This window comes from Sediminibacterium roseum, from assembly GCF_009939005.1.
Lineage (GTDB): Bacteria > Bacteroidota > Bacteroidia > Chitinophagales > Chitinophagaceae > Sediminibacterium > Sediminibacterium roseum.
Map to the genome: position 1 here is coordinate 1271861 of NZ_JAACJS010000015.1, position 23692 is coordinate 1295552.

The window sequence follows — 23692 nt, forward strand, 5'->3', positions numbered from 1 at the left end:
TGCGCCAATAATTACAATTTATGGCAAGCATACAGGATCTGCAGAATGTCGCCACCCAGATGAGGCGCGATATCGTTAGAATGGTTCATGGCGTTCAGAGCGGGCACCCGGGGGGATCACTCGGCTGCGCGGATTATTTCGCGGCGCTGTTCTTCCACACCATGAAACACGATACGAATTTTAAGATGGACGGAAAAGATGAAGATCTTTTCTTCCTCTCCAACGGACACATCTCTCCTGTATATTATTCTGCCCTCGCCCGCTCAGGGTATTTCGAGGTGAAGGAACTGGCGAGCTTCCGCAAGATCAACTCACGCTTACAGGGCCATCCTACTACGCATGAACACCTGCCGGGTGTACGTGTGGCCAGCGGATCGCTCGGGCAGGGCATGAGCGTTGCCATCGGCGCGGCGCTGACCAAAAAGATCAATGGCGACGAGCATTTCGTGTTCTCCTTGCACGGGGATGGTGAACTTGACGAAGGACAAAACTGGGAAGCCATCATGTTTGCCGCACACCATAAAGTGGACAACCTGATCTCAACCATCGACTGGAACGGGCAACAGATAGACGGCCCTACGGATAAAGTAATGTCGCTCGGCAACCTCCGCGCAAAATTTGAAGCATTTGGCTGGACCGTTCTTGAAATGGATGGACATGATATGGCTTCGATCGTTGCGACCCTCGATAAGGCAAAATCGATGCGCGGACAAGGCAAACCCATCTGCATACTGATGAAAACAGGCATGGGTAAAGGAATCGATTTCATGGAAGGCAGCCACGAATGGCACGGCATCGCTCCAAACGATGAACAACTGGCCAAAGCACTGGCGCAACTGCCGGAAACACTCGGAGACTATTAAAGTTTTTGGTGATGGGTTTGATTGTTTATTTGTTTGCCTGCTGATTTATTAAAAAAGAAATCAGTACAGGTGGCCGGGTAAACAATCAAACCACTAAACAAACCTCCCCTATGAGCACAGCACAAAATAACGTAGCACTACTCGTTCATAGCTGTGACAGGTACGAGCTTCTCTACAAAGGGTTTTCTTTTTTCTTTTCGAAGTATTGGGATTTTTCTGCGCGATGCAATTATTATTTTGCAACGGAAGAGAAAACTGTTTCGATCGATCATTTTGAAAACATCCGCTCGGGCAAAGGGCAATGGGCCGACAGGCTCGTGGTATTGCTGAACAGTATACCTGAGAAATATGTACTGTATTTCCAGGAAGACATGTGGCTGAACAAAAAAGTGAACGGCGATTTCTTTAACCGGCTTTTTGAGATGGCGGAGGCCAATGATTGGAAACTTGTAAAGCTCCATAGCTCAGAAGTATACACCACGGTTGCTACAGGTATTTTTATTGAAGGGTTTGAGATCGCAAAACTGGATAACCAAAGCTCGGATTTCCTGATGTCGCACCAGGTTACTTTGTGGAACAAAGAGTTCCTCATCCGCCAGTTACACAGGAACGAACATCCCTGGAGAAACGAAAGAAAGGGAACGGCGCGTTTGAAAAAATTAAACCCGGAGATCTTCCAGGCAGATTATTTTGCAGAGAACGGGAAGCCGCCGGTAAACAGGAACGACAACCCGGTGTTGAGAAGCGAATACCAGACCGTTTCCATGAACAGTACCTTAAGCGGTAATGTTGCACCCTACATCAACGAATTACTCCATGGCGATTCAAACGATCGCCAGTATGCAATGAAGCTGCAGCACAACTACAACAACCAGCTTACACACGATGGCCTCCAGCCCGCGCGCAAAGTGGATGTGTTTAAACAGGCAAAGACCTGGGTAAAGAAAGCATTCGGGAAATGATCTCAAAACAAACCCTTAACTCTTCAAAGAAAAAAACTGCGCACTCGCTTTCCTGGATGGAATCCACGATGCCAAAAACGCGATAAGGGCAACGGTTCCGATCACGAGCAGGTAATCTGTTGCCACCATTTTTACAGGGTAGTAATCGATGATAAATGTATCGCCGCCGAGCTTGATGGGTTTGAATTGAAGTTGGATCCAGCATACAACCGTTGCCAGCAAAATACCTGCGCCGCCGCCGATGGCTGCGAGCAAAAGGCCTTCGCTCAAAAAGATCCGCTGCACCAGCTGGTCGTTTGCGCCCATGGCCTTGAGCACGGCAATGTCTTTCTGTTTTTCAAGAACGATCATCGTTAATGCCCCGATCATGTTAAAGGCGGCCACAACCAGGATAAGGGAAAGGATGCCATAGATCACCCATTTTTCCACCTGCATGATGGCGTATACTGTTTTATTCTGCTCATACCTTGTTTGAACAACAAGGTCCTTTCCAACGATGGCCTCCAACTGTTTTTTGACTTCCTTATCGCTTCCCGATAATTTCATTTCTATGGCGCTGAATTCATCGGGTGCCATGTTGAGCATGTATTTTACAAAGCCCAGGTTACTGAACACGTATTTATTGTCGAACTCCTGTTGTACCATAAAAGTACCTACTGGCATTACACTGAACGAGTTCAACCCGTCTTCTGATGTTAAGCGTGCCGCGTTCTTGTTGGGAAGGTAAATGGTTGCGGGCGCCACCTGCCGGTCGATCTCTATGTTGGCCGCATTCTCAATACCGGCGCCCACCACCAGTTTTGGTTCTGAAGGTGTACCCAGTTCAAATTTACCGCGCGGGATGTGCTCCGGTGTGTTGAGTTTGTTGATGGCGGTATAATTTTCATCCACCCCTTTTATTGTTGCGGGCACAATGCCATCGTTGTTGAGCATTGCTTTTTCTTCTGCAACAAAACTGATCACCGCAACGCCCTTTGTGTTTTTTATTTTACTGACCTGGTCGCCTGCGATGTGAAATGTTTTTCCACGTGCGGGAACAATGCGCATGTCTGCATAAAAATCTGAATACAACCCTTTCACCAGGTCCTCAAACCCGTTGAACACGCTGAGCACCACGATCAACGCCGCGCTGCCCACCGCGATGGCCGCAACACTGATCCAGGCGATCACGTTGATCGCATTGGTTGACTTGTTTGAACGGAAATAGCGCCAGGCGAAAAGAAGGTTCAAGCTTTTTTGTTTATTGGCTTAGCAGTTTGCCGGCCCGCCGGTTTGTTTGATATAGTTTGCCGCCCAACGCGTTTTCAATTCGCTTCGCGAATCGGGGAAACCTGTATCAACCAAATATAAAACGGGTAAACCGGCGGCCCAACCAGGTTACTCACCTTTGTCTTTGGATATCTGTTTGAAGATCTCTTCCATTTTAAACACATAATCCAGCGTATCATCCAGGTAAAAATGGAGCACGGGAATCCTGCGGAGCTGGTGTTTAACGCGGTCGGCGAGCTCTTTTTTGATCTCCCATGCGCGCGATTCGATGGTTTTCATCGTTCCTTTCGCATCCTTTACCTGGAAAAGGCTAAGGTAAATGCGCGCCTCGAGCAGGTCGGGCGTAACTTTTACGGAAGAGATGGATACCATTCCGCCGTCTATCATAGACAGTCCCAGCCGCCTGAATATATCGTTCAGTTCTTCCTGCAATGCGCCGGCCACTTGTCTTTGTCGTTTACCCTCCTCCATATTCTAACGTTTGTTTGCGTACAAAATTAGTTACTTTGCTGCGTTTTAAGTGTTTTATCCTTTATGAAGCGATTTTCCCGAATACTATTCTACCTGCGGAGCCAGAAACAGAACATTGTTCTCTACTTCGTATTCAATATTTTGGCGGTTGTTTTCTCGCTACTGTCGCTTTCCATGCTGGTTTCCATCCTGAACATGCTGTTTAAAAAGGACCTGGTGGCCGACCCTGTTGCGCCTGCGCTCTCCTTCCGGCCGGATGAACTGCTCGATTACATCAAATTCCACCTCGTACGTGTAGTGAAGGAACATGGGCAGGCCTATGCGCTCGCGGTTACCTGCATGGTTACACTGGTGGCCATTTTCTTTAAGAATGTATTTATCTATATGTCGTTCCGCGTGCTTACGCCGATGCGGAACCACATTATGACGAGGCTCCGATCCGATCTCTACACAAAGATCCTCGAGCTGCCCATCGGCTTTTTTACCGAGCAGCGCAAGGGCGATATCATCAGCCGCATGAGCAACGATGCAAACGAGGTTGAATGGAGCGTGGTGGGAACGCTCGAGGGCTTGGTGCGCGACCCGCTCAATATCCTGATATTGCTTGTTACGCTCGTGTTTTTGAGCCCGGCTTTGTCGTTGTTCCTGCTGGTGCTTTTGCCCATTGCGGGTTTTATCATCGGGCGGGTGAGCCGTTCGTTGAAAAAACAATCCACCAATGCGCAGGAGCAGCTGGGCACATTGATGTCGATATTGGATGAAACGCTTGGCGGGCTCCGCGTGATCAAAGCCTTCAACGCGGAAAAAATACTACGCGCCAAATTTTTCAATACCAACGGAAAGCTCAACCAGATCCGCAACAGGATGAACTTCCGCCGCGACCTTGCCTCGCCTATGTCTGAATTTTTAGGGGTGCTGGTGTTGTTGTGCGTGGTTTGGTTTGGCGGCAAACTGGTGTTCAGCAACGGGCTGGATTCGGAAAGCTTTATCATGTACATAGCTGTGTTTACGCAGATCATCAGCCCGGCAAAATCATTGTCGACCGGTTTTTACAATATTCAAAGAGGAAGTTCGGCCATACAGCGTATTGAAGAAGTGTTGCAGGCGCCGATCAAGGTAACCGATGAGCCGGGTGCAAAAACGATCACATCGTTCAACAAAAGCATCGAGTTCAGGAATGTTTCTTTTGCGTATGATGATAAAGTGATCCTGCGCAACATCAACCTCATCATCGAAAAAGGAAAAACGGTTGCGTTGGTGGGTTCTTCCGGCGCGGGCAAAAGTTCGCTTGCAGACCTTGTGCCGCGTTTTCACGATGTAACGGAAGGAGAACTGCTGATCGACGGCGTGAACATCAAGTCGTATTCATTGCATTCTGTTCGAAACCTGATGGGCATAGTAACACAGGAGCCGATCCTGTTTAACGACAGCATCGCCAACAACATAGCCCTCGGCGCAGACCATGTTACACCGCAACGGATAGAGGAAGCCGCAGGCGTGGCCAATGCGCTCAACTTCATCAGGCAAAAAGAGGATGGGTTCGATTCCAACATCGGTGATCGTGGCAGCAAATTGAGTGGTGGTGAAAGACAACGCCTCACCATCGCGCGCGCCGTTCTGAAAAACCCGCCCATCCTGATCCTGGATGAGGCCACTTCATCACTCGATACCGAGAGCGAGCGACTGGTACAGGATGCGATCAATAACATGATGCAGAACCGGACCTCGCTGGTGATCGCGCACCGTTTATCAACCATCCGCCATGCAGACGAGATCATCGTGTTGCAGAAAGGGGAAATTGTTGAGCGCGGAACACACGACCAGTTGCTTGTACAGAATGGCATCTACAGGAAACTGGTAGAGATGCAGGAAGTGAAATAGCACAATGTATGGGCGGTATCACCAAAACGGCGATCACCATATAATGATACGAGACAATACCACGCACAAAAAAGGCCGCGATTACGCGGCCTTTATATTTGGTGTAGTGTTGCTTTATTGTTCTGCGCTTGGTTTAACCAGGCCCAGTTTCGCTTCCAGGCTCAAGGTAGCATGCGGCACTGCACGGAGGCGGGCCTTGTCTATGAGCTTCCCGGTTACGCGGCAAATGCCGTAGGTTTTGTTCTCGATACGCATCATCGCTTTCTCAAGGTGATCGATGTAGGTGATCTGGCGGCTTGCCATCTGGCTCAGCTGTTCGCGTTCCATGCTCATGCTGCCATCTTCCATGGTCATGTAGCGTGCATCGTCGTTGTCTCCACCCATTTCATCCTTGCGGGTAATGAGTCCCTGGAGATAGGCCAGCTCTTTTTTAGCCGCTTCCAGTTTTTTACCGATCAGTTCCCTGAACTCGTTCAGGTCGCTGTCGCTGTATTTTACCAACGGGTCTCCATTGGTTCTCTGGGCGTCTGCTCTTTTTTCCAGTTGCGTATAACCTGGCTGGTACGGCACACTCGTCTTCGTATTGATCTTCGGCACTTTCACGTCTTTAATGGGTTCAGGTTGTTTTTTAACTGGTTTTACGGGTGGTTGTGGCGGCCCTTTGGGCTCTGGTTTCTGAAACGGTGGTAATGGTTTTGAAACGGGTTTAACGGGTGCTGCCACTTTTACCGGTACTTTAGCGCCCGGCCTAACCTGAAGCCCTCCTTTTTTTACGGGAGTCGGTGCTGGTTTTGCGGGTGCCGCTTTTGCCGGTGCAGGTTTTACCGCTGCTTTGGCAGGCGCTGCTTTGGCAGGCGCTGCTTTGGCAGGTGCCGCTTTTGCCGGAACTGCTTTGGCCGCTGCTTTTACCGGTGCCGGTTTTTTAACAGGGGCCGCCTTTTTGGGCGCTGGTTTAGGAGCCACTTTCTTAGCCGGAACTGCTTTCTTAGGCGCTGGTTTAGGAGCCGCTTTCTTAGCCGGGGCCGCTTTTTTAGGCGCTGGTTTAGGAGCCGCTTTCTTAGCCGGGGCCGCTTTTTTAGCTGGTTTAGGAGCCGGTTTCTTAGCCGGGGCCGCCTTTTTAGGAGCAGGTTTCTTAGTAGGCATACAGTTTTATCCTTTTTTGTTAACTACCACTTTCAACAGAATGTCATTGATCTCGATCTCTGTACCATCTGCTATTTCAGCTGACCAGTCAATGGTATCTGCCAGAATTTCGCGGCAAATATAGTCGTTATACTTAATAATGGACGGCTTGAGGTCTTTATTGTCAAGCACGGTCACGAATATACGGTCTGTGAGTTCAAAACCGCTTTCTTTTCTGATATTTTGTACGCGGTTCACGAATTCGCGCGCATCGCCTTCCTGCTTCAGTTCTTCGCTGATGGTGATGTCGAGCGCCACGGTAAGACTGCCCTTGTTGGCCACACTCCAGCCGGGAATATCTTCCGCCACTATGTCTACATCGCCCAATTCAATCGTAACTGTCTCGCCATCAATCGATAAATCGTATTTCCCGTCTTTTTCAATGGTGGCGATGTCCTGCTGGCTAAAGCTGCTGATGGCCGCGCTTACGGCTTTCATCTTTGCTCCCATCCTGGTTCCGAGGGCCTTGAAGTTGGCCTTGATCTTTTTGCTGATCACACCTTCCGTTTCAGTGATGTAAACCATCTCCTTCACATTAACTTCTGCTTTAATAAGATCTTCGATCTTTTCGAGCTGGGTTTTCATCCGCGCATCCAGAACAGGGATCATCACCTTTTGTAACGGCTGGCGAACCTTAATGTTCACTTTTTTACGGAGTGAAAGCACGAGCGAGCACACATCCTGCGCCAATTGCATCCTTTCCTCCAGCGACACATCGATCGCCTGCTCATCAGCCACCGGGAAATCGGCATGGTGAACCGATTCGACGCTGAATTTTTGCGTAACCGAATCCAGGTTCCTGAAAACAGCATCGCTGAAGAAAGGAGAGATCGGCGCCATCAGGCGAACGATCGTTTCCAGGCACTCATACAAAGTCTGGTAGGCTGCGATCTTATCTCCCTCGTACTCGCCTTTCCAGAAACGGCGGCGGCAAAGACGCACATACCAGTTGCTCAGCTGCTCATCCACAAATTCTTCAATGAAACGCCCGGCGAGCGTGGGCTCGTAATCGTCCATCGCGCGGGTTACGTTTTTGACGAGGGTATTGAGCGACGACAAGATCCACCTGTCGATCTCGGGTCTTTCCGCCAATGGAACGCGCTCCTGCTCAAAGGCAAAGCCATCCACATTCGCATAAAGCGCAAAGAACTGGTAGGTATTGTAAAGCGTGCCGAAGAATTTTCGTTGTACCTCCTGTATCCCCGCGAGGTCGAATTTGAGGTTGTCCCATGGCGATGCATTGGTGATGAGGTACCAACGTGTAGCATCCGCCCCGTATTTTTCGATGGTCTCGAAAGGGTTTACCACGTTGCCGAGGCGTTTGCTCATTTTATTGCCATCCTTATCCAGTACCAGCCCGTTGCTTACCACTGTTTTATAGGCCACGCTATCAAAGAGCATTACACCCAGTGCGTGCAGCGTATAAAACCAGCCACGCGTCTGGTCAACGCCCTCCGCAATAAAATCTGCCGGGAAGGCCTGTCCTTTATCGATCAGGTCTTTGTTTTGAAATGGATAGTGCCATTGCGCGTAAGGCATGGCCCCGCTGTCGAACCACACATCGATCAGGTCAGCAACCCGCTTCATTGGTTTGCCCGATGCACTTACAAGGATAATATCATCGACAAATGGTTTGTGCAGGTCGAGGATGCCTTCGTGCAGGTAATGGCTGTTCACCCCGCTGCCCAGTACTTCGTTTGCCTTGCGGATGCCTTCGTTCAGTTCTGCAATGGAGCCGATGCAAACTTCTTCTTCGCCGTCTTCTGTTCTCCACACAGGAAGCGGAGTTCCCCAATAGCGGCTGCGGCTGAGGTTCCAGTCTACCATGTTCTCGAGCCAGTTGCCAAAGCGCCCTTCACCTGTTGAACGCGGTTTCCAGTTGATGGTTTTGTTCAGCTCAACCATGCGTTCTTTTACAGCGGTGGTTTTGATGAACCAGGCATCGAGCGGGTAATACAGAACGGGTTTATCCGTTCTCCAGCAATGCGGGTAGCTGTGCTCGTATTTTTCTACTTTGAAAGCACGGTTTTCTTTTTTGAGTTTTACGCTGATGTCTACGTTCACATCAACGTAATCTTTTTCATCCTTGTAGTTCTTTACATAGCGGTTGCTGAATTCACCGAGGCCGTCTGCAAATTTCCCCTGCCTGTCAACCATCGTAAGAATACCGATGTTGTATTTTTTTCCTACGCGGTAATCGTCTGCACCAAATGCCGGCGCCGTGTGTACGATGCCCGTACCGTCTTCCGTGGTCACAAAATCACCAACAATCACGCGGAAAGGTTTTGCATCCGGTGTGATCTCTTTGATCACCTCTAACGAGTTGGCCGGGTAAGGAAGCAATTGTTCATACTCCGCATTTTCAACCTGCGAACCTTTGAATGATACAAGGATTTTGTAAGGAAGGATTTTTGCTTTCTCATCATACCCCTCAAAATCCCCGTTCTCTCCTTCCGGCTTGAAATACTTGCCCAGCAAGGCTTTGGCAAGTACTACGTTTACAGGAAGATGTGTGTAGGGGTTGAATGTTTTTACAAGAACGTATTCAATGTTGGCCCCTACGGTAAGGCCGAGGTTTGAAGGAAGTGTCCATGGAGTGGTTGTCCATGCCATGAAGAACACCTCGTCGTTGCCTGCTGCGTCGAACAGGAATTGCGTATTTTCGTTCTTCACTGCTTTGAACATGGCAACAGCGGAAGTATCTTTCACATCCTTGTAAGTGCCGGGCTGGTTCAGCTCATGAGAACTCAAACCCGTTCCCGCTGCGGGAGAATAGGGCTGGATGCTTACGCTTTCGTAGAGCAATCCTTTTTTATACAGTTCGCTCAGGATCCACCAGAGCGTTTCGATGTAATTGTTTTCGTAGGTTATGTAGGGATCGTTCAGATCAACCCAATAACCCATTTTCGTTGTAAGTTCATCCCATTTGCCTTTGTAACGAAGCACGGCTTCGCGGCATTTCTGGTTGTATTCTTCAACGGATATTTTTTTACCGATGTCTTCTTTCGTAATGCCCAGTTCTTTCTCCACACCAAGTTCTATGGGCAGGCCATGCGTATCCCAGCCGCCCTTTCTTTTTACCTGGAAGCCCTGCATGGTTTTGTAACGGCAAACCATGTCTTTCAACGTACGCGAGATCACATGGTGAATCCCCGGCATACCATTGGCGCTTGGCGGGCCCTCATAAAATACGAATGGTTTCTTGCCTTCGCGCAGGGAAACACTTTTTTCAAAAGCTTCTCCCCTGCTCCATTTGTTCAATATTTCCTGTTCGATGGCCGGAAGGTTGAGTCCGGAGAATTCTGGATATTTTGCGTTCATAAACCTGTAAAAATGGGGGCAAAGGTACGAAAAAGCTGCGAGCCATGAGCTGCGTCCAGCAAGGTTTCGGCGGCGAAAAACACCGGGAAAATCACTTTTATCATCTTTTTTCATTATATATTGCCTTTTTTGCGATCAACCTATGCGAACACTGCTTTTTATTCTTTTATCGATTTGTTGTTTTGCGTCGGCAGGGCAGCAGCAATCGTTGCGCTACCAACTGCAGAAAGGCGAAACCTATATGCTTCGTTTTATCAGCGAAGGGCAATCGTTGATCACGCTCAAGGACAAAAAGGTGCTATTGACCTCCACACGCGAAACATTGCTGGAATTAAAAGTTGTGGGTGAGAAACGCCACAGGTATGTGTTTGAAGCGAGGTATAAAAAAGTTTCGCACATCCTGCACTCAGATGCAACCCATAAAGAATACGTTCTCAGCAATACCGACTCTTCGGGCAAAGAACTATCGGCCTACATTATTAAAAAGCTGATCGACCGCCCTTTTTCGATCCACATGAACGACCTCGGTTACATCGACCAAATCAAAGGCATCGATGAAATGATCGGGACCGAAGTTGCGGACCGGTTCAAACAGTTCCCGGATAGTGTGCAGTCAATGATCGCATCGGACGCGTCAAGATCCTTTGGGAATCTTGCGCTCAAAAACACATTGCAACCCTACACACATATTTATGCCCCCGATGGAACCACACATTGGAGAACGGCTTCGCAGGTAACCAAACCATCACAATTTAATATCGTGATGTACATCGGCATGATGGAAACATCGCGGTTGAAACTGGTGGCCGGGGGAGATCTTTTTATACAAGAGGATCATTATGTAGGAGCAGGCATCAGCGAAGGCTCAAAAATGCTTGGCAAAATAAGATCCGATATAGAGCTGGATGTAAGAACAGGATGGCCCTCCACAACTTTTCTTGTACAGGACCTTGCGGGAGAAACAACAGAAACAAGAAGCGGACAGGCAACCACAAAATTTCCCTGCAGGTTGCACTGTGAAATAAAGTACAAAGTGTGGAAGGTAGATCGTTGAAAAAAACGGGGCTATTTTTTACGCACTAATTTATAGATCACTTTACCACGATCAAAAACTTAAACCGATTTAATATGGCAAGGTTAATAATAATTTTATTCTGTCTATCAAGCTGCCTTACTGGCGCAAACGGGCAATCCAAAATACCGGTTGATGCGTGCGGTTTTCTTGCGCACCCGAAATTCAGGAATGGCAGGGATACGATCTCAATTAAAGTCGTTTGCAAAGAGGTGGGGCCCCCAGTGTTGGAAAAGTATATCCTGAGAAAAATCAGGCTTAGGGAGAAAGATTTCGGATACAGCCTTTTCTTCACCCCTGTAAACTGCAATAAAACTTATGGAATTCCTTCCAGCGATAAAAGCAAAGAGGCGCTGGCCGTATTTAGCGAGGAATCTGTGGGAAGGATCTTTACGATCCGATGTATCGTATTCAAAGATTTGGAAGTGGACGGCAGGCCATTCTTTGTAATCGACAGGATCCGGGCCAGTAAATAAATTCCTCCTGTTAACCCGAATTCTTTTTGCGTATGGTCTTGTAAACCCTGATCGCCATCATCAGCACAGCAATCAAAACGATTAAGCCGGAAAGTCCCCATACAAAACTGAGCGCCTGTTTCACCACCGCCAGCATTACGATGGCTATGAGAAAAATGGTTGCCACTTCGTTCCAGATGCGCAGTTGCTGCGACGTATACCTGTAAACGCCCCTGCTTTCTTCTTTTACTATTTTGTGAAGTGTAAAATGATACGCATATAAAAACGCGACGAATACCAACTTGATCAAAAGCCATTTACCTTCCTGTTGCAGAAGGGTTTTGTGCCAGCCACCCATAAACATTACCACCGGGCCGAGGATCAAAGTAATCACTGCAGAGGGCCATGTGATGCCATACCACAATCTTTTCATCATAATACCAAACTGCGCGCGCAACACATTTTTTTCAGCTTCCGTTTTATCACCCGCCTCCGTAGCATAAATAAAAAGCCGCGGCATATAGAACAGCCCGGCAAACCAGGTTACAATGAAAATGATATGGAGCGCTTTCAAATAGAAATACATAGCATGCGTTACTTTAGTACCATTTCATGGTTGCCGGCCCTGAGCGCACCGATCCATCCCGCCAACGCAGCTACCCACAACGGATGCGTATTCAAACAAGGAATCATGTGATAGGATTCTCCGCCGGCATTCATAAATGATTCTTTACCGCGTTCTTCGATCTCTTCCAGTGTTTCCAGGCAATCGCTCACAAATGCCGGGCAAACAACCAGTAGTTTCTTGATGCCTTCTTTCGGCATTTCTTCCAAACGCACGTCTGTAAAGGGTTGCAGCCATCCTTTTCCCAGGCGCGACTGGAATGAAATGCTGTATTTTTCTTTGGGGATGTTCAGCTTTTCCGCTACCAGTTTTGTTGTAGCGAACACCTGGTGGCGGTAACAGGTTGCATGCGCAACAGACGCCGTATCGCAACAATTACCCGCCTTCAGGCAATGGCAACCCGTAGGATCTGTTTTGCGTACATGCCGTTCAGGAATGCCATGGTAACTGAACAACAGGTGATCGTAATCATCCGTAAGATGCGAAGCAATGTTTTCCGATAATGCATTGATGTATTGCGTCTCGTTGTAAAACGGTTTGATCACGGTAAGTTTGAAGGGATACCCTTTGCCCGCGTGCTGCAGCCGTGCATATTCAACGGCGGTTTCGTAACTGCTCATTGCATAGTGAGGATACAGGGGGACCAGTACTACCTCATCCAGGCCGGGGTTTTGCTGCAGCAGCTCGTCGTATGCTTTTTTCGGCGACGGGTTGCCGTAACGCATCGCAATGGCCACCGGCTCTTCCAGTTGTTGCTGAAGCGCCTGCTGCAATTGTTTGGTGAGCACCACCAGGGGCGAGCCTTCTTTTGTCCAGATGGTCCTGTAGGCCTCCGCCGATTTCGGCGCGCGGAACGGAACAATGATGCCCCTCACCAGCAAGGCCCTCGGAACAAGCGGTATGTCTATCACGCGGCTGTCCATCAGGAACTGGTTCAGGTACCTCCTTACATCTTTTACTTCCGTAGAATCGGGCGAGCCGAGGTTCATCAACAGGATGGCGCGTTTGGCGGGTTGTGGGTTGTTTGACATGAGGGTGCAAATGTAAAGCAACAATCACAACGTGTAAATGCAGGGGCACAAATACCACCCCCGGTTTTGAGGGCCACAAGGGCGAAAGAAGGAGAAATGACAATTGAATGACGAAAAAACTGCTTTTCGCGATAACGGGAAGGATACCTTTGCGTACTTATTTACAAAGCCCAAATGGCCAGCCGAACATGGAGATGAACCAATTTTTTGTAGCAGGGATCAATTACAGGAAAACCGATGCGGTTATGCGCGGCGATTTTGCTGTAAATGCGGATCAATACGCATCCCTTTTACAAAAAGCCAAGGCGCATGGTTTAAAGGAATTGTTCATATTAAGCACCTGCAACCGCACCGAGATCTATGCGGTAGCGCCGGATGCAACCTTGCTTATTGATCTGCTCTGCAGCGAAACCGTTGGTTCGGCCGAGGCCTTTAAACAGCTCGCATACATCAAACAGGGCGAAGAAGCCATCGAACATATTTTTTCCGTGGGGGCAGGGCTCGATTCCCAGATCCTCGGCGATTATGAGATCGTGGGGCAAATGAAACTCGCGGTCAAGTTTGCAAAACAACATGGCTGTATCGGGTCGTTCCTGGAACGTCTTTACAATACGGTATTGCAATCATCCAAAGTCATCAAGAACGAAACGGCATTGAGTGGCGGAACCATCTCGGTTTCTTTTGCTGCCATACAGTTCATCAAGGAACAGGCGGCCAATACATCCAACAAAAAAATTGTTTTGCTGGGCACAGGAAAGATCGGCCGCAACACATGCAAGAACATCATTGATTATTTAGGCACCAAGAACATTACGCTTATTAACCGTACCGATTTCAAAGCGGTATCGATGGCCATTGAGCTGGGATTGCGGTATGCGCCCTATGCAGAAATGAAACAGCACATCGATAACGCCGATATCGTGATCGTGGCCACCAATGCAGAAAAAGCGGTGATCACGAAAGAAAGCCTTGCCGCAAGCGGGCCAAAGATCCTGATCGACCTATCCATACCCAATAACATTGAACCCGCCGTGGGACAGTTGCCACACATCAGGCTGGCGAATGTCGACGACCTGTCGATGATCAACGACCAAACCTTACAGAATCGTTTGGCGGAGGTTCCCAAAGCAATGCACATTATCCAGCAACACATACTTGAGTTCCGCGAATGGTTCGGCCTGCGCAAACATGTGCCGGTACTGAGGGCGGTAAAGCAAAAGCTGAGTGAAATGCACAATTGCGGGCTCTTTTCGGCCGCACACCCATCGCCACTCATTGATCAGGATGCTATTCAGAAAGTAGTGAACACGGTTGCCGTAAAAATGCGCAGCCAGCATCAGCCCGGATGTTACTATATTGAGGCGATCAATGATTTTATGACCATCAACTAAAACATGAAAAACGCATTACGGATCGGAACGCGCGACAGCCAGCTGGCTGTCTGGCAAGCCACATTGGTGCAGGACCAACTGCGCGCCAACAACATCGCTTCCGAACTTGTGCTCATCAAAAGCGAAGGCGACATCGACCTCGTTACACCTCTGTATGAGCTGGGCGTTCAGGGCATTTTTACCCAGACACTGGATGCCGCCCTGTTGAACAACCGCATCGATATAGCGGTTCATTCCATGAAAGACGTTCCCACCCAACCCGCCAAAGGAATTGTGCAGGCAGCGGTGTTGAAGCGGGCCTCTTACAAAGACCTGCTCGTGTATAAAACCGGCGATACCGGATTTATAAATACCGTGAAGGGTGATGCGGCGAACGTTGACACGCATGCGCCATTCACCATAGCCACCAGCAGCATACGCCGCAAGGCCCAATGGCTGCACCGGTTTCCGGGTCATACCATTGAAAACCTGCGCGGCAATGTGAACACGCGCCTGCGCAAAGTGGAAGAGAGCAACTGGAACGGCGCCATTTTTGCCGCAGCGGGATTGGAGCGGATCGGCCTTCGCCCTGAAAATGCAATTGAACTCGACTGGATGTTGCCCGCCCCCGCACAAGGAGCCATCATGATCGTTTGCAAAGAACCGGACCAGTTTGCAAAAGACGCCTGTGCAGTACTGAACGACGACGCAACCGAACTTTGCACAAAAATTGAACGCGATTTTTTACGCGCCCTGCTGGGCGGATGCGCAACACCCATCAGTGCATTGGCAGAATGGAAAGAAGGAAATATTTTCTTCAGGGGAAATATCTTATCGGTAGATGGGAAAGAAAAAATAGAAGTAGAACTCGATGTCGCTTCTTCCGGAAGCGAAAACCTCGGCACACGCGCCGCAGCGGAATTGCTTGCAAAGGGTGGCGACAACATCATAAACGCGATCAGGAATGGCGGGGCATAATATCCAGATATTATCAACGCGCCCGGTAAGCGCCGCGCTGGTAAAAAAAGCCGCGCGTAAAAATATGGGCATAGATGTATTGTCGTTCATTGAAACGAACGCGATACAAAACATAGAGATCCAGCAGGAGATAGAATGGGCCTCTACCGAAAATGCGGTGGTTGTTTTTACAAGCATGAACGCAGTGGTTGCGGTTACAGAAATGCTGGATGGTTTTGTGCCCGAATGGCGCATCTATTGCATGGGACATACAACCCTGCAATTGATCAGTAGCTATTTTGGTGAGCACACGATCGCAGGTACCGCAGACAATGCAGCAGAGCTGGCAGAAGAAATCATCAGCAATGAAGAACCCGATGAGGTCATCTTTTTCTGCGGCAACAAGCGAAGGGAAGAACTGCCGGGCAAACTAAGGACGCAAAACATAGATGTTACAGAGATCACCGTTTACGAAACCACGCTGATCCACCATACCGTAGAAAAAAATTACGATGGCATTTTGTTTTTTAGTCCGAGTGCCGTTGAAAGTTTTTTTACAACCAATAAACTTCCGGTCAACACCACTTTGTTTGCGATCGGCGATACCACGGCAAAAGCGATCCGGAAATATTGTTCAAACAAGATCGTTACAGCGCTTCAGCCGGGCAAGGATGCGTTGCTGGAACAGGCGGTGGATTATTTTGAGGTGGTATGATGCAAATGGTTTTACAGGTACAGAAACAGGAATTAACTAACAAATAAAAGGATTGCGGATCCTTGATCCCGAACCATGATGGTTCACGGTTAACGATTTACGATTCACAAAAAAACAATGCTAAAAAACGACCTGCTCCTAAGAACCCTCCGCGGAGAAAAAACAGAAAGAACACCCGTATGGATGATGCGCCAGGCCGGCCGCTACCTTCCGCAATACATGGTGCTGAGAGAGAAATACGGTTTCTTCGAAAGATGCCAGACGCCGGAGCTTGCCTGCCAGATCACTCTGCAGCCTGTAGACATCGTCGGCGTTGATGCCGCCATTCTTTTTTCAGACATTCTTGTTGTGCCGCAGGCGATGGGCCTCGAGGTTCAACTCATCGAAAGCAAGGGCCCCTTCCTGCCCAACCCCATCAAAACCGCGAACGATCTTTCACGCGTGCGTGTACCCGATGTGCATGAATCCCTGGCGTATGTGTTTGACGCCATCACGCTTATCAAAAAAGAATTGAACGGCCGCGTACCGCTGATCGGTTTCGCAGGCGCGCCATGGACGCTCCTGTGTTACATGGTGCAAGGCAAGGGCTCCAAAACATTTGATGAAGCAAAGGCCTTCTGCTACACACAACCCGAAACCGCGCATCGTTTGCTGCAGATGATCACGGATACCACGATCGAATACCTTAAAGCACAGATCGAAGCAGGCGCAGATACGGTACAGATCTTCGACAGCTGGGGTGGTTTGCTCGGGCCGGAAGATTTTGAAGCCATTTCACTCAGGTATATACGACAGATCGTTGCTGCGCTGAAAGACCTCGCCCCCGTGATCGTGTTTGCAAAAGGCGCATGGCACAGCCTGGATGCGATGGCAGCAACGGGCGCGCACGGACTGGGCATCGATTGGTGCATCAAACCGCAGCTGGCAAGGCAATTCGCGGGCAACGGGATTACTTTGCAGGGTAACTTTGATCCTGCAAAATTGTTGTCGCCAATCCCGGTCATCGAAAAAGAAGTGAAGGCCATGCTCGATGCATTCGGCCCGGGCAACCACATTGCCAACCTCGGACATGGCATTTTGCCGAATGTGCCGGTGGATCATGCACGCGCTTTTGTAGACAGTGTAAAAAATTACAGACACAATCTTTAACCTTGGGCACATTACAAACACATAAAAACGAGACAACAACTTTCCGCGAAAGGTGGATACAGTACGTGTACAACCTGCAGGATAAAATATGCAGCGCACTGGAACAGGAAGATGGCAAAGCTGTTTTCAGGACCGACGAATGGCAACGTGCAGAAGGAAAAGGAGGCGGCGGCAGAACACGCGTGATCGCAAACGGGAATGTTTTTGAAAAAGGCGGCGTGAACACATCCGTTGTGTATGGAAAGGTTACGGACACCATGCGCAAAAGCCTGAACATAGAAGGCGAAACCTGGTTTGCATGCGGTTTATCGCTCGTGATTCACCCGGTAAATCCTTATGTTCCTACCGTGCACGCCAACTGGCGCTATTTCGAATTGTACGATGGCGATGATCATTTGACCGACCGCTGGTTTGGCGGCGGCACCGATCTTACGCCCTATTACCTGATTGAAGAAGACGCAAAATATTTTCACGGCGTTTTAAAAAATACGCTCGACCCGTTTGGCACCGAATTGTACCCCGACTACAAAAAGCAATGCGATGATTATTTTGTGAACCAGCACCGCAACAAGGAAACGCGCGGCATCGGCGGGGTGTTTTACGATCACCTGCGCGCAGGGAACGAAGCGGACCTGGAACAGTTGATGCTGATGCAACAGGCCAACGGCAATTCGTTTTTAACGGCGTATTTACCCATCGTTCAGAAAAGAAAAGATACCTTGTACGGTGCCCGGGAAATGGAATGGCAGGAAATCAGGCGCGGGCGTTACGTTGAGTTCAACCTCATCCACGACCGCGGAACCATATTCGGCCTCAAAACAAACGGCCGCACAGAGAGCATACTGATGAGCCTGCCGCCGCGTGCAAAATGGGTATACGACCATGCTCCCGCAGCGGGAAGCGAGGAAGAAAAATTATGGAAGGTTTGCCTGCAGCCCATAGACTGGCTCTCCTAAAAAACACCGATCATGATCCTACAAAGAAGAAACCGCATCCTCCGCCAGTCACCGGCCATACGCGCCATGGTGGCCGAAACCCTTGTGAAACCTTCTGATTTTATTGCCCCGTTGTTCATAGACGAAGGGCAAAACACGGCAACGGAAATTGCATCGATGCCGGGTTATTACAGACGCTCTGTTGACCTGACCGTAAAAGAAGTAAAAGAATTGTGGTCGATGGGAATCAGGTGTGTGTTGCTTTTTATCAAATGCAAAGACGAACTCAAAGACAATACCGGCAAAGAAGCATGGAACAGGAACGGCCTGATGCAACGCAGCATCAGAGCGATCAAGGACGCGGTTCCGGAAATGGTGGTGATGACGGATGTTGCACTTGACCCTTATTCATCTTACGGGCACGATGGCATTGTAAAGAACAACGAGATATTGAACGACGAAACCGTGGAGGCGCTTGTAAAGATGAGCATCAGCCATGCCCAGGCCGGTGCCGATTTTGTGGCGCCAAGCGATATGATGGATGGCCGCATCGGCGCCATCAGGAACGGGTTGGAGGAAGAGAATTTTACAAAAACGGGCATCATGAGTTACAGCGCAAAATATGCATCGTGCTTCTACGGCCCCTTCAGGGATGCATTGGATAGTGCGCCGGGGTTTGGCGACAAGAAGACTTATCAGATGGATCCCGCAAACCGCCTCGAAGCGGTAAAGGAAACGATGATCGATGTAGAAGAGGGCGCAGACATCGTAATGGTAAAACCGGCAATGGCATACCTTGATATCATCCGCGAAATAAAAAACTCGGTTGAAGTGCCCGTTAGCGCTTACCAGGTAAGCGGCGAATACGCGATGATCAAAGCCGCAGCAAAAATGGGCTGGCTGAATGAAGAAAAAGCGATCATCGAATGCCTCACTTCGATCAAAAGAGCCGGAGCGGACCTGGTTGCTACCTACTTTGCAAAAGATGCTGTAAAGCTGATGAATTGATAAACACCGAACGAAAACAGTAAACAATTAACCGGCACGATTGCGCAGCCAGTGTAACCATTCCAGCCGTTCAGTCGCCACTCACTTTAAACATGTACGAAAAAAGTAAACAGTTGTTCCAGCGCGCCCAGCAAAGCATCCCGGGCGGCGTAAATTCCCCGGTACGCGCTTTCAAGAGTGTTGGGGGAACACCTTTATTTATCAGGAAAGCAAAAGGCGCCTATTTATTTGACGCGGATGGAAACAAATACATCGATTACATCGCCTCATGGGGGCCGATGATACTCGGCCATGCCTATGAACCCGTTGTGAAAGCCATCCAGGAAAAAGCGCCCGACTCTACCTCGTACGGCGCCCCTACAGAACTCGAAATCGAGATGGCCGAACTCATCCGCAGCATGGCGCCGAATATAGATATGGTTCGGATGGTGAGCAGCGGAACGGAAGCTTGTATGAGCGCACTGAGACTGGCACGCGGCTATACCGGGAAAAACAAATTCATCAAGTTCGAAGGCTGTTACCATGGCCATGCAGATCCTTTTTTGGTGAAGGCCGGCAGCGGGTTGGCAACATTCGATATTCAAACCGTGCCCGGTGTAACGGGCGGCGTGGCAAACGATACATTGACCTGCGCCTACAATGATCTCGATGCAGTAAAAAAACTGGTTGCGGCAAACAAAAACGAAATAGCAGCCATCATTATAGAACCGGTGGCGGGAAACATGGGCTGTATTTTGCCGGCAGAGGGTTTTGTGGAAGGGCTGCGCAGGATCTGCGATGAAGAATCGATCGTTTTTATTTTTGATGAAGTGATGACCGGGTTCCGCCTCGCACCGGGCGGCGCGCAGGAACAGCTGAAAATAAATGCGGACCTTGTTACCTACGGAAAAGTGATCGGCGGCGGAATGCCCGTTGGCGCTTTCGGGGGAAAAAAAGAGATCATGGAAAAGATCGCCCCGCTCGGGAATGTATACCAGGCAGGCACCCTGAGCGGCAACCCGATTGCAATGATCGCGGGTTATACCATGTTGTCTGAATTAAAAAACAACCCATCCATTTACAAAGAACTGGAAGAAAAAACGGCGTACCTGCACCAGGGACTGGATAAAATATTGCAGGCATCTGCAACGCCCTATGTGATCAATCGCCTCGGTTCCATGATCAGCATACATTTCAGCGATCATCCTGTGGTGGATTTTGCAACGGCGGCTTCTGCAGACAATCAACTGTTCAACAAATATTTCCACGCCATGCTCAAACGCGGCGTATACCTGCCGCCATCCGCATTCGAAAGCTGGTTCCTGAACAACGCTCTCAGTTACGATGATCTTGATAAAACGATTTCGGCAACAGAAGAAAGTTTAAAGGAGATCTTGTAGCGTCCTGGGTTTGTGGTTTGGAGCAGACCCGGATAGTGCGTATTTTACTTCCAACTCAAAACACCGGCACCCATGAAAATCGCCTTCTTCTCCGCCCAACCCTACGACGAACAGTTTTTCAACCGTTTCAACGACAGTTACGGGTTTGAGCTGGCATTTCATGAAGAGCAGCTTGACGAAGAAAATGCCGCGTTGGCCACCGGGGCCGATGCCGTTTGCGTGTTTGTGAACGATACCGTTGACGCAAATGTTTGTAAACGTTTAAAAACGGGTAACGTAAAAATAGTTGCCCTGCGTTGCGCGGGTTTTAACAATGTGGACCTGGAAGCGGCCAAAGCAAACGGCCTGCAGGTTTGCCGGGTGCCCGCCTATTCGCCCGAAGCCGTGGCGGAGCATGCGCTGGCCCTGATCATGACATTGAACCGCAAAACACACAAGGCCTACAACCGCGTTCGCGAGCAGAATTTTTTATTGAACGGACTTCTCGGGTTCAACATCCATGGAAAAACAGTGGGCGTGATCGGCACAGGAAACATAGGCAAATCTTTCTGCCGCATCATGACCGGCCTCGGCTGCAAAGTGCGGGCCTTCGATCTCATAGCCAACAAAGACATGGAGGCCATCGGGGTTGAATACCTTCCCCTGGTTGATGTGCTGCAGAGCGACATCATATCATTGCATTGCCCACTCAATGAGCAGACAAGACACCTCATCAATGAACAAACCATTGCCCTGGTGAAAAAGGGTGCGATGCTGATCAATACCGGCCGCGGCGGACTGATCGATACAAAAGCCGTGATCGCGGGTCTATCTTCGGGCCAGATCGGTTACCTGGGCATTGATGTGTACGAACAGGAGGAACACCTGTTCTTCCGCGACCTTTCTTCCAACATCATCCGCGACGACGAGATCCAGCGGCTCATGAGTTTTCCGAACGTGCTCGTAACCGCCCACCAGGCCTTTTTTACCGGTGAGGCGATGGAGCAAATCGCTTCGGTTACGTTAAATAGTATCCACCAGTTGCTAAAAAGTGGTAATTTGAACAACCGGGCAGCGTTATTAGTCTAAATTTTATCTGATATTTATGCAGGATAGAAAATGCGTAAAGAGCTTATGAAAACCTTACCCCTACGTTTCAGCATTATATTCACCGTTATTGCCCTCTTCATGGCATGTAAAAAAGAGATGAGCCTTGAAAAAGGACTCTCCGCGGGATATGCCACCGGCGAGCTGGTAGACTCCATGGGCTTTTGCAAACGCGCAGAGGTAAAAGGTACTTACAAAGTGGATACACCTTTGGTTACTTCCGATAATTATGCGCTCATCAACGTCAATTTTACTTCCCAGGGCAAATACAAAATTTATTCGGACACAGTGAACGGTATGTGGTTCCTCGATTCCGGTTTTACAGTAACCACGGGGCCGGCCACCATCAAACTCAAAGGGTATGGTACACCCATCCTCCCCAAGGTTACCGATTTCTCCCTGTTCTTCAACAACACGCTCTGCGCCTTCTCCCTTACCGTTGGCGGAACCGTAAGTGGCGGCGGCGGAAATCCAACCGGAAGCAATGGCGATTATTTTCCCACAACAAGCGGATCCACCTTTGCGTACGCTTACAGCCCGGCAGTAGGCGGCGTAACCAATTTTACGGTTGGCGTTGGCGTAGGGCTCGTACCCTACAATGGCCTTGACTACGCAAAATTCGGCACCGATGCGCAGGACACGTTTTATTTTGCAAAAGACGGGCTCGGTACTTACTATGCATTGAGCACGGTTGATGTTGATTATACTTTGCTGTTCGACAGCTATCCAAATTTCTTCATCAGCTACCCGTTCCTCAAAGAAAACGCGAACGTGGGCCAGAGCTGGGAGTCGGGTGAATACGGCCCTGTTGTTTTCCAGGGCACCCAGGGAACCGCCAAAGCGGTGTTTGAAATTGTAGAGAAGGGCGCTTCCCGCACGGTTGGCGGTAAAACGTATACACCTGTGATCAATGTAAAACGCATCATCATGTTCAAACCCGACAGCGGAACATCCTACTCCGCACTCGTGGAAGCCAATTCTTTCTACGCAAAAAATTACGGACTTATAGACCAGGTATTCAAAACATTTACACAGAAGGTTTCGTTGACGGCAGAACCAATGATCAAATAAATTAGTAATTAGCAATTAGGAATTAGTAATTATTTTCTTTGTTTAGTTTAGTTGCGTTACAATCATTAACAGGTAAATATTATTATAATTAGTAAGAACAACGAAGCCGGTGTGTGTTTACACCGGCTTCGTTGTTTACAATCCTATTATTCCTAATTGCTAATTTAAAAGATTTGTGTTTTATCATCCACGACAGAAGTAGTTTCAACGGTATGGTGTTGTGTTTCTGTATTTTTTTTGAAGAATTTATTCTGGAAGAAAAGGATCACGATCACGCCGATTGAAATGGATGCGTCTGCGATGTTGAAAACGGGGCTGAAGAATGTAAACTCGTCGCCGCCTACAAATGGCACCCAGGATGGATAATGTTTGTTTTCGATGATGGGGAAATAGAGCATGTCCACCACCTTCCCATGAAACAGGGAAGCATAACCGCCACCCTTTGGAAAGAGATGGGCTACCTGTCCTGAATAAGGAATGCTCTCTTCAAAGATCAATCCATAGAACAGGCTGTCGATGAGGTTGCCCAGCGCGCCAGCATAGATCAGTGCAGCGCAAATGATAAAACCTTTGTGGTATTTTTTACGGATAAAATCGCGCAGCAGGAAGCTACCCCAAATCACGGCCACCAGCCGGAACAAGGTGAGTATGATCTTGCCGAACCCGCCGCCAAATTTCCATCCCCACGCCATACCCTCATTTTCTACAAAATGAAGACGGAACCAATTACCCAGCACATTGTGCGCCTCTCCTGCATGGTAGTTGAGTTTGATGTAAAATTTCAATGCCTGGTCAACCAGAATAACCAGCAATATGAGTAAGGTAACCTGTCTTGCTTTCATTAACAAACACGTTTAAAACGCGGCAAAGATAGGCAATCCGGCCCTATC

21 protein-coding genes are annotated in these 23692 nt (G+C 48.9%); 14 read left to right on the forward strand and 7 right to left on the reverse strand.

The genetic code is table 11. From position 1 onward, the window contains the following. Positions 1-20 precede the first annotated feature (20 nt). A complete protein-coding gene (locus tag GWC95_RS16700; RefSeq protein ID WP_161819856.1) occupies positions 21-863 on the forward strand; it encodes a transketolase in 843 nt (280 codons plus the stop codon). A gap of 110 nt (positions 864-973) precedes the next feature. Next, complete coding sequence (locus GWC95_RS16705; protein WP_161819857.1) at positions 974-1825, forward strand: hypothetical protein; 852 nt, start codon at positions 974-976, stop codon at positions 1823-1825. 15 nt (positions 1826-1840) lie between these two features. Here the strand turns inward: GWC95_RS16705 and GWC95_RS16710 are convergent, their stop codons facing one another. Together GWC95_RS16710 and rbfA are read right to left on the reverse strand one after the other, a co-directional pair. Next, the gene (locus tag GWC95_RS16710; protein WP_161819858.1) at positions 1841-3055 is read right to left on the reverse strand and encodes an FtsX-like permease family protein; all 1215 of its coding nucleotides are present in this window, start codon (positions 3053-3055) and stop codon (positions 1841-1843) included. Positions 3056-3202: 147 nt separating this feature from the next. Further along, on the reverse strand, positions 3203-3565 hold the full coding sequence (gene rbfA / locus GWC95_RS16715) for a 30S ribosome-binding factor RbfA (protein ID WP_161819859.1): 363 nt from the start codon (positions 3563-3565) through the stop codon (positions 3203-3205). A 63-nt stretch (positions 3566-3628) separates the two neighbouring features. On the opposite strand from rbfA, the gene GWC95_RS16720 reads away from it, so the two are divergent. Continuing rightward, complete coding sequence (locus GWC95_RS16720; RefSeq protein WP_161819860.1) at positions 3629-5446, forward strand: ABC transporter ATP-binding protein; 1818 nt, start codon at positions 3629-3631, stop codon at positions 5444-5446. A gap of 114 nt (positions 5447-5560) precedes the next feature. On the opposite strand, the gene GWC95_RS16725 is transcribed toward GWC95_RS16720, so the two are convergent. Together GWC95_RS16725 and ileS are read right to left on the reverse strand one after the other, a co-directional pair. Further along, the gene (locus GWC95_RS16725; protein ID WP_161819861.1) at positions 5561-6589 is read right to left on the reverse strand and encodes a TraR/DksA family transcriptional regulator; all 1029 of its coding nucleotides are present in this window, start codon (positions 6587-6589) and stop codon (positions 5561-5563) included. Positions 6590-6595: 6 nt separating this feature from the next. Continuing rightward, a complete protein-coding gene (ileS, locus tag GWC95_RS16730) occupies positions 6596-9949 on the reverse strand; it encodes an isoleucine--tRNA ligase (protein WP_161819862.1) in 3354 nt (1117 codons plus the stop codon). A gap of 142 nt (positions 9950-10091) precedes the next feature. Between ileS and GWC95_RS16735 the strand changes: the two genes are divergently transcribed. Together GWC95_RS16735 and GWC95_RS16740 are read left to right on the forward strand one after the other, a co-directional pair. Next, positions 10092-11003 (forward strand): DUF6263 family protein, encoded by a 912-nt coding sequence (locus GWC95_RS16735; RefSeq protein ID WP_161819863.1) that lies wholly within the window; start codon positions 10092-10094, stop codon positions 11001-11003. A gap of 74 nt (positions 11004-11077) precedes the next feature. Continuing rightward, positions 11078-11497 carry a hypothetical protein gene (locus GWC95_RS16740; protein ID WP_161819864.1) on the forward strand — a complete coding sequence of 140 codons (420 nt, stop codon included), beginning with the start codon at positions 11078-11080 and terminating at the stop codon, positions 11495-11497. A gap of 10 nt (positions 11498-11507) precedes the next feature. Here GWC95_RS16740 and GWC95_RS16745 read toward each other — a convergent pair whose 3' ends face one another. Together GWC95_RS16745 and hemH are read right to left on the reverse strand one after the other, a co-directional pair. Then, positions 11508-12062 (reverse strand): CopD family protein, encoded by a 555-nt coding sequence (locus GWC95_RS16745; RefSeq protein ID WP_161819865.1) that lies wholly within the window; start codon positions 12060-12062, stop codon positions 11508-11510. An 8-nt stretch (positions 12063-12070) separates the two neighbouring features. Then, positions 12071-13132, reverse strand: coding sequence for a ferrochelatase (hemH, locus tag GWC95_RS16750; RefSeq protein WP_161819866.1), 1062 nt, complete (start codon positions 13130-13132; stop codon positions 12071-12073). A 188-nt stretch (positions 13133-13320) separates the two neighbouring features. Here hemH and hemA point away from each other — a divergent pair, with 188 nt between their 5' ends. The 9 genes from hemA to GWC95_RS16795 all read left to right on the forward strand — a co-directional run bounded on the left by hemA (position 13321) and on the right by GWC95_RS16795 (position 22802). After that, the gene (gene hemA / locus GWC95_RS16755) at positions 13321-14523 is read left to right on the forward strand and encodes a glutamyl-tRNA reductase (protein ID WP_161820433.1); all 1203 of its coding nucleotides are present in this window, start codon (positions 13321-13323) and stop codon (positions 14521-14523) included. 3 nt (positions 14524-14526) lie between these two features. Next, the gene (gene hemC, locus GWC95_RS16760; RefSeq protein ID WP_161819867.1) at positions 14527-15480 is read left to right on the forward strand and encodes a hydroxymethylbilane synthase; all 954 of its coding nucleotides are present in this window, start codon (positions 14527-14529) and stop codon (positions 15478-15480) included. Continuing rightward, positions 15467-16174 (forward strand): uroporphyrinogen-III synthase, encoded by a 708-nt coding sequence (locus GWC95_RS16765; RefSeq protein WP_161819868.1) that lies wholly within the window; start codon positions 15467-15469, stop codon positions 16172-16174. Before hemC ends, GWC95_RS16765 begins: the two co-directional genes overlap by 14 nt. Before the next feature lie 117 nt (positions 16175-16291). Further along, positions 16292-17323, forward strand: coding sequence for a uroporphyrinogen decarboxylase (gene hemE, locus GWC95_RS16770; RefSeq protein ID WP_161819869.1), 1032 nt, complete (start codon positions 16292-16294; stop codon positions 17321-17323). 2 nt (positions 17324-17325) lie between these two features. After that, positions 17326-18279: an oxygen-dependent coproporphyrinogen oxidase gene (gene hemF / locus GWC95_RS16775; protein ID WP_161819870.1), complete on the forward strand. Its 954-nt coding sequence runs from the start codon at positions 17326-17328 to the stop codon at positions 18277-18279. Between the two features lie 12 nt (positions 18280-18291). Then, on the forward strand, positions 18292-19266 hold the full coding sequence (hemB, locus tag GWC95_RS16780; protein WP_161819871.1) for a porphobilinogen synthase: 975 nt from the start codon (positions 18292-18294) through the stop codon (positions 19264-19266). Positions 19267-19358: 92 nt separating this feature from the next. Then, the gene (gene hemL, locus GWC95_RS16785; RefSeq protein ID WP_161819872.1) at positions 19359-20645 is read left to right on the forward strand and encodes a glutamate-1-semialdehyde 2,1-aminomutase; all 1287 of its coding nucleotides are present in this window, start codon (positions 19359-19361) and stop codon (positions 20643-20645) included. Positions 20646-20717: 72 nt separating this feature from the next. Then, the gene (locus GWC95_RS16790) at positions 20718-21713 is read left to right on the forward strand and encodes a 2-hydroxyacid dehydrogenase (protein ID WP_161819873.1); all 996 of its coding nucleotides are present in this window, start codon (positions 20718-20720) and stop codon (positions 21711-21713) included. Positions 21714-21758: 45 nt separating this feature from the next. Further along, entirely contained in the window at positions 21759-22802 is a 1044-nt protein-coding gene (locus tag GWC95_RS16795; protein WP_161819874.1) for a hypothetical protein, read from the forward strand. 164 nt (positions 22803-22966) lie between these two features. Here GWC95_RS16795 and GWC95_RS16800 read toward each other — a convergent pair whose 3' ends face one another. Further along, complete coding sequence (locus tag GWC95_RS16800) at positions 22967-23644, reverse strand: lipoprotein signal peptidase (RefSeq protein ID WP_161819875.1); 678 nt, start codon at positions 23642-23644, stop codon at positions 22967-22969. Between the last annotated feature and the right edge of the window lie 48 nt (positions 23645-23692).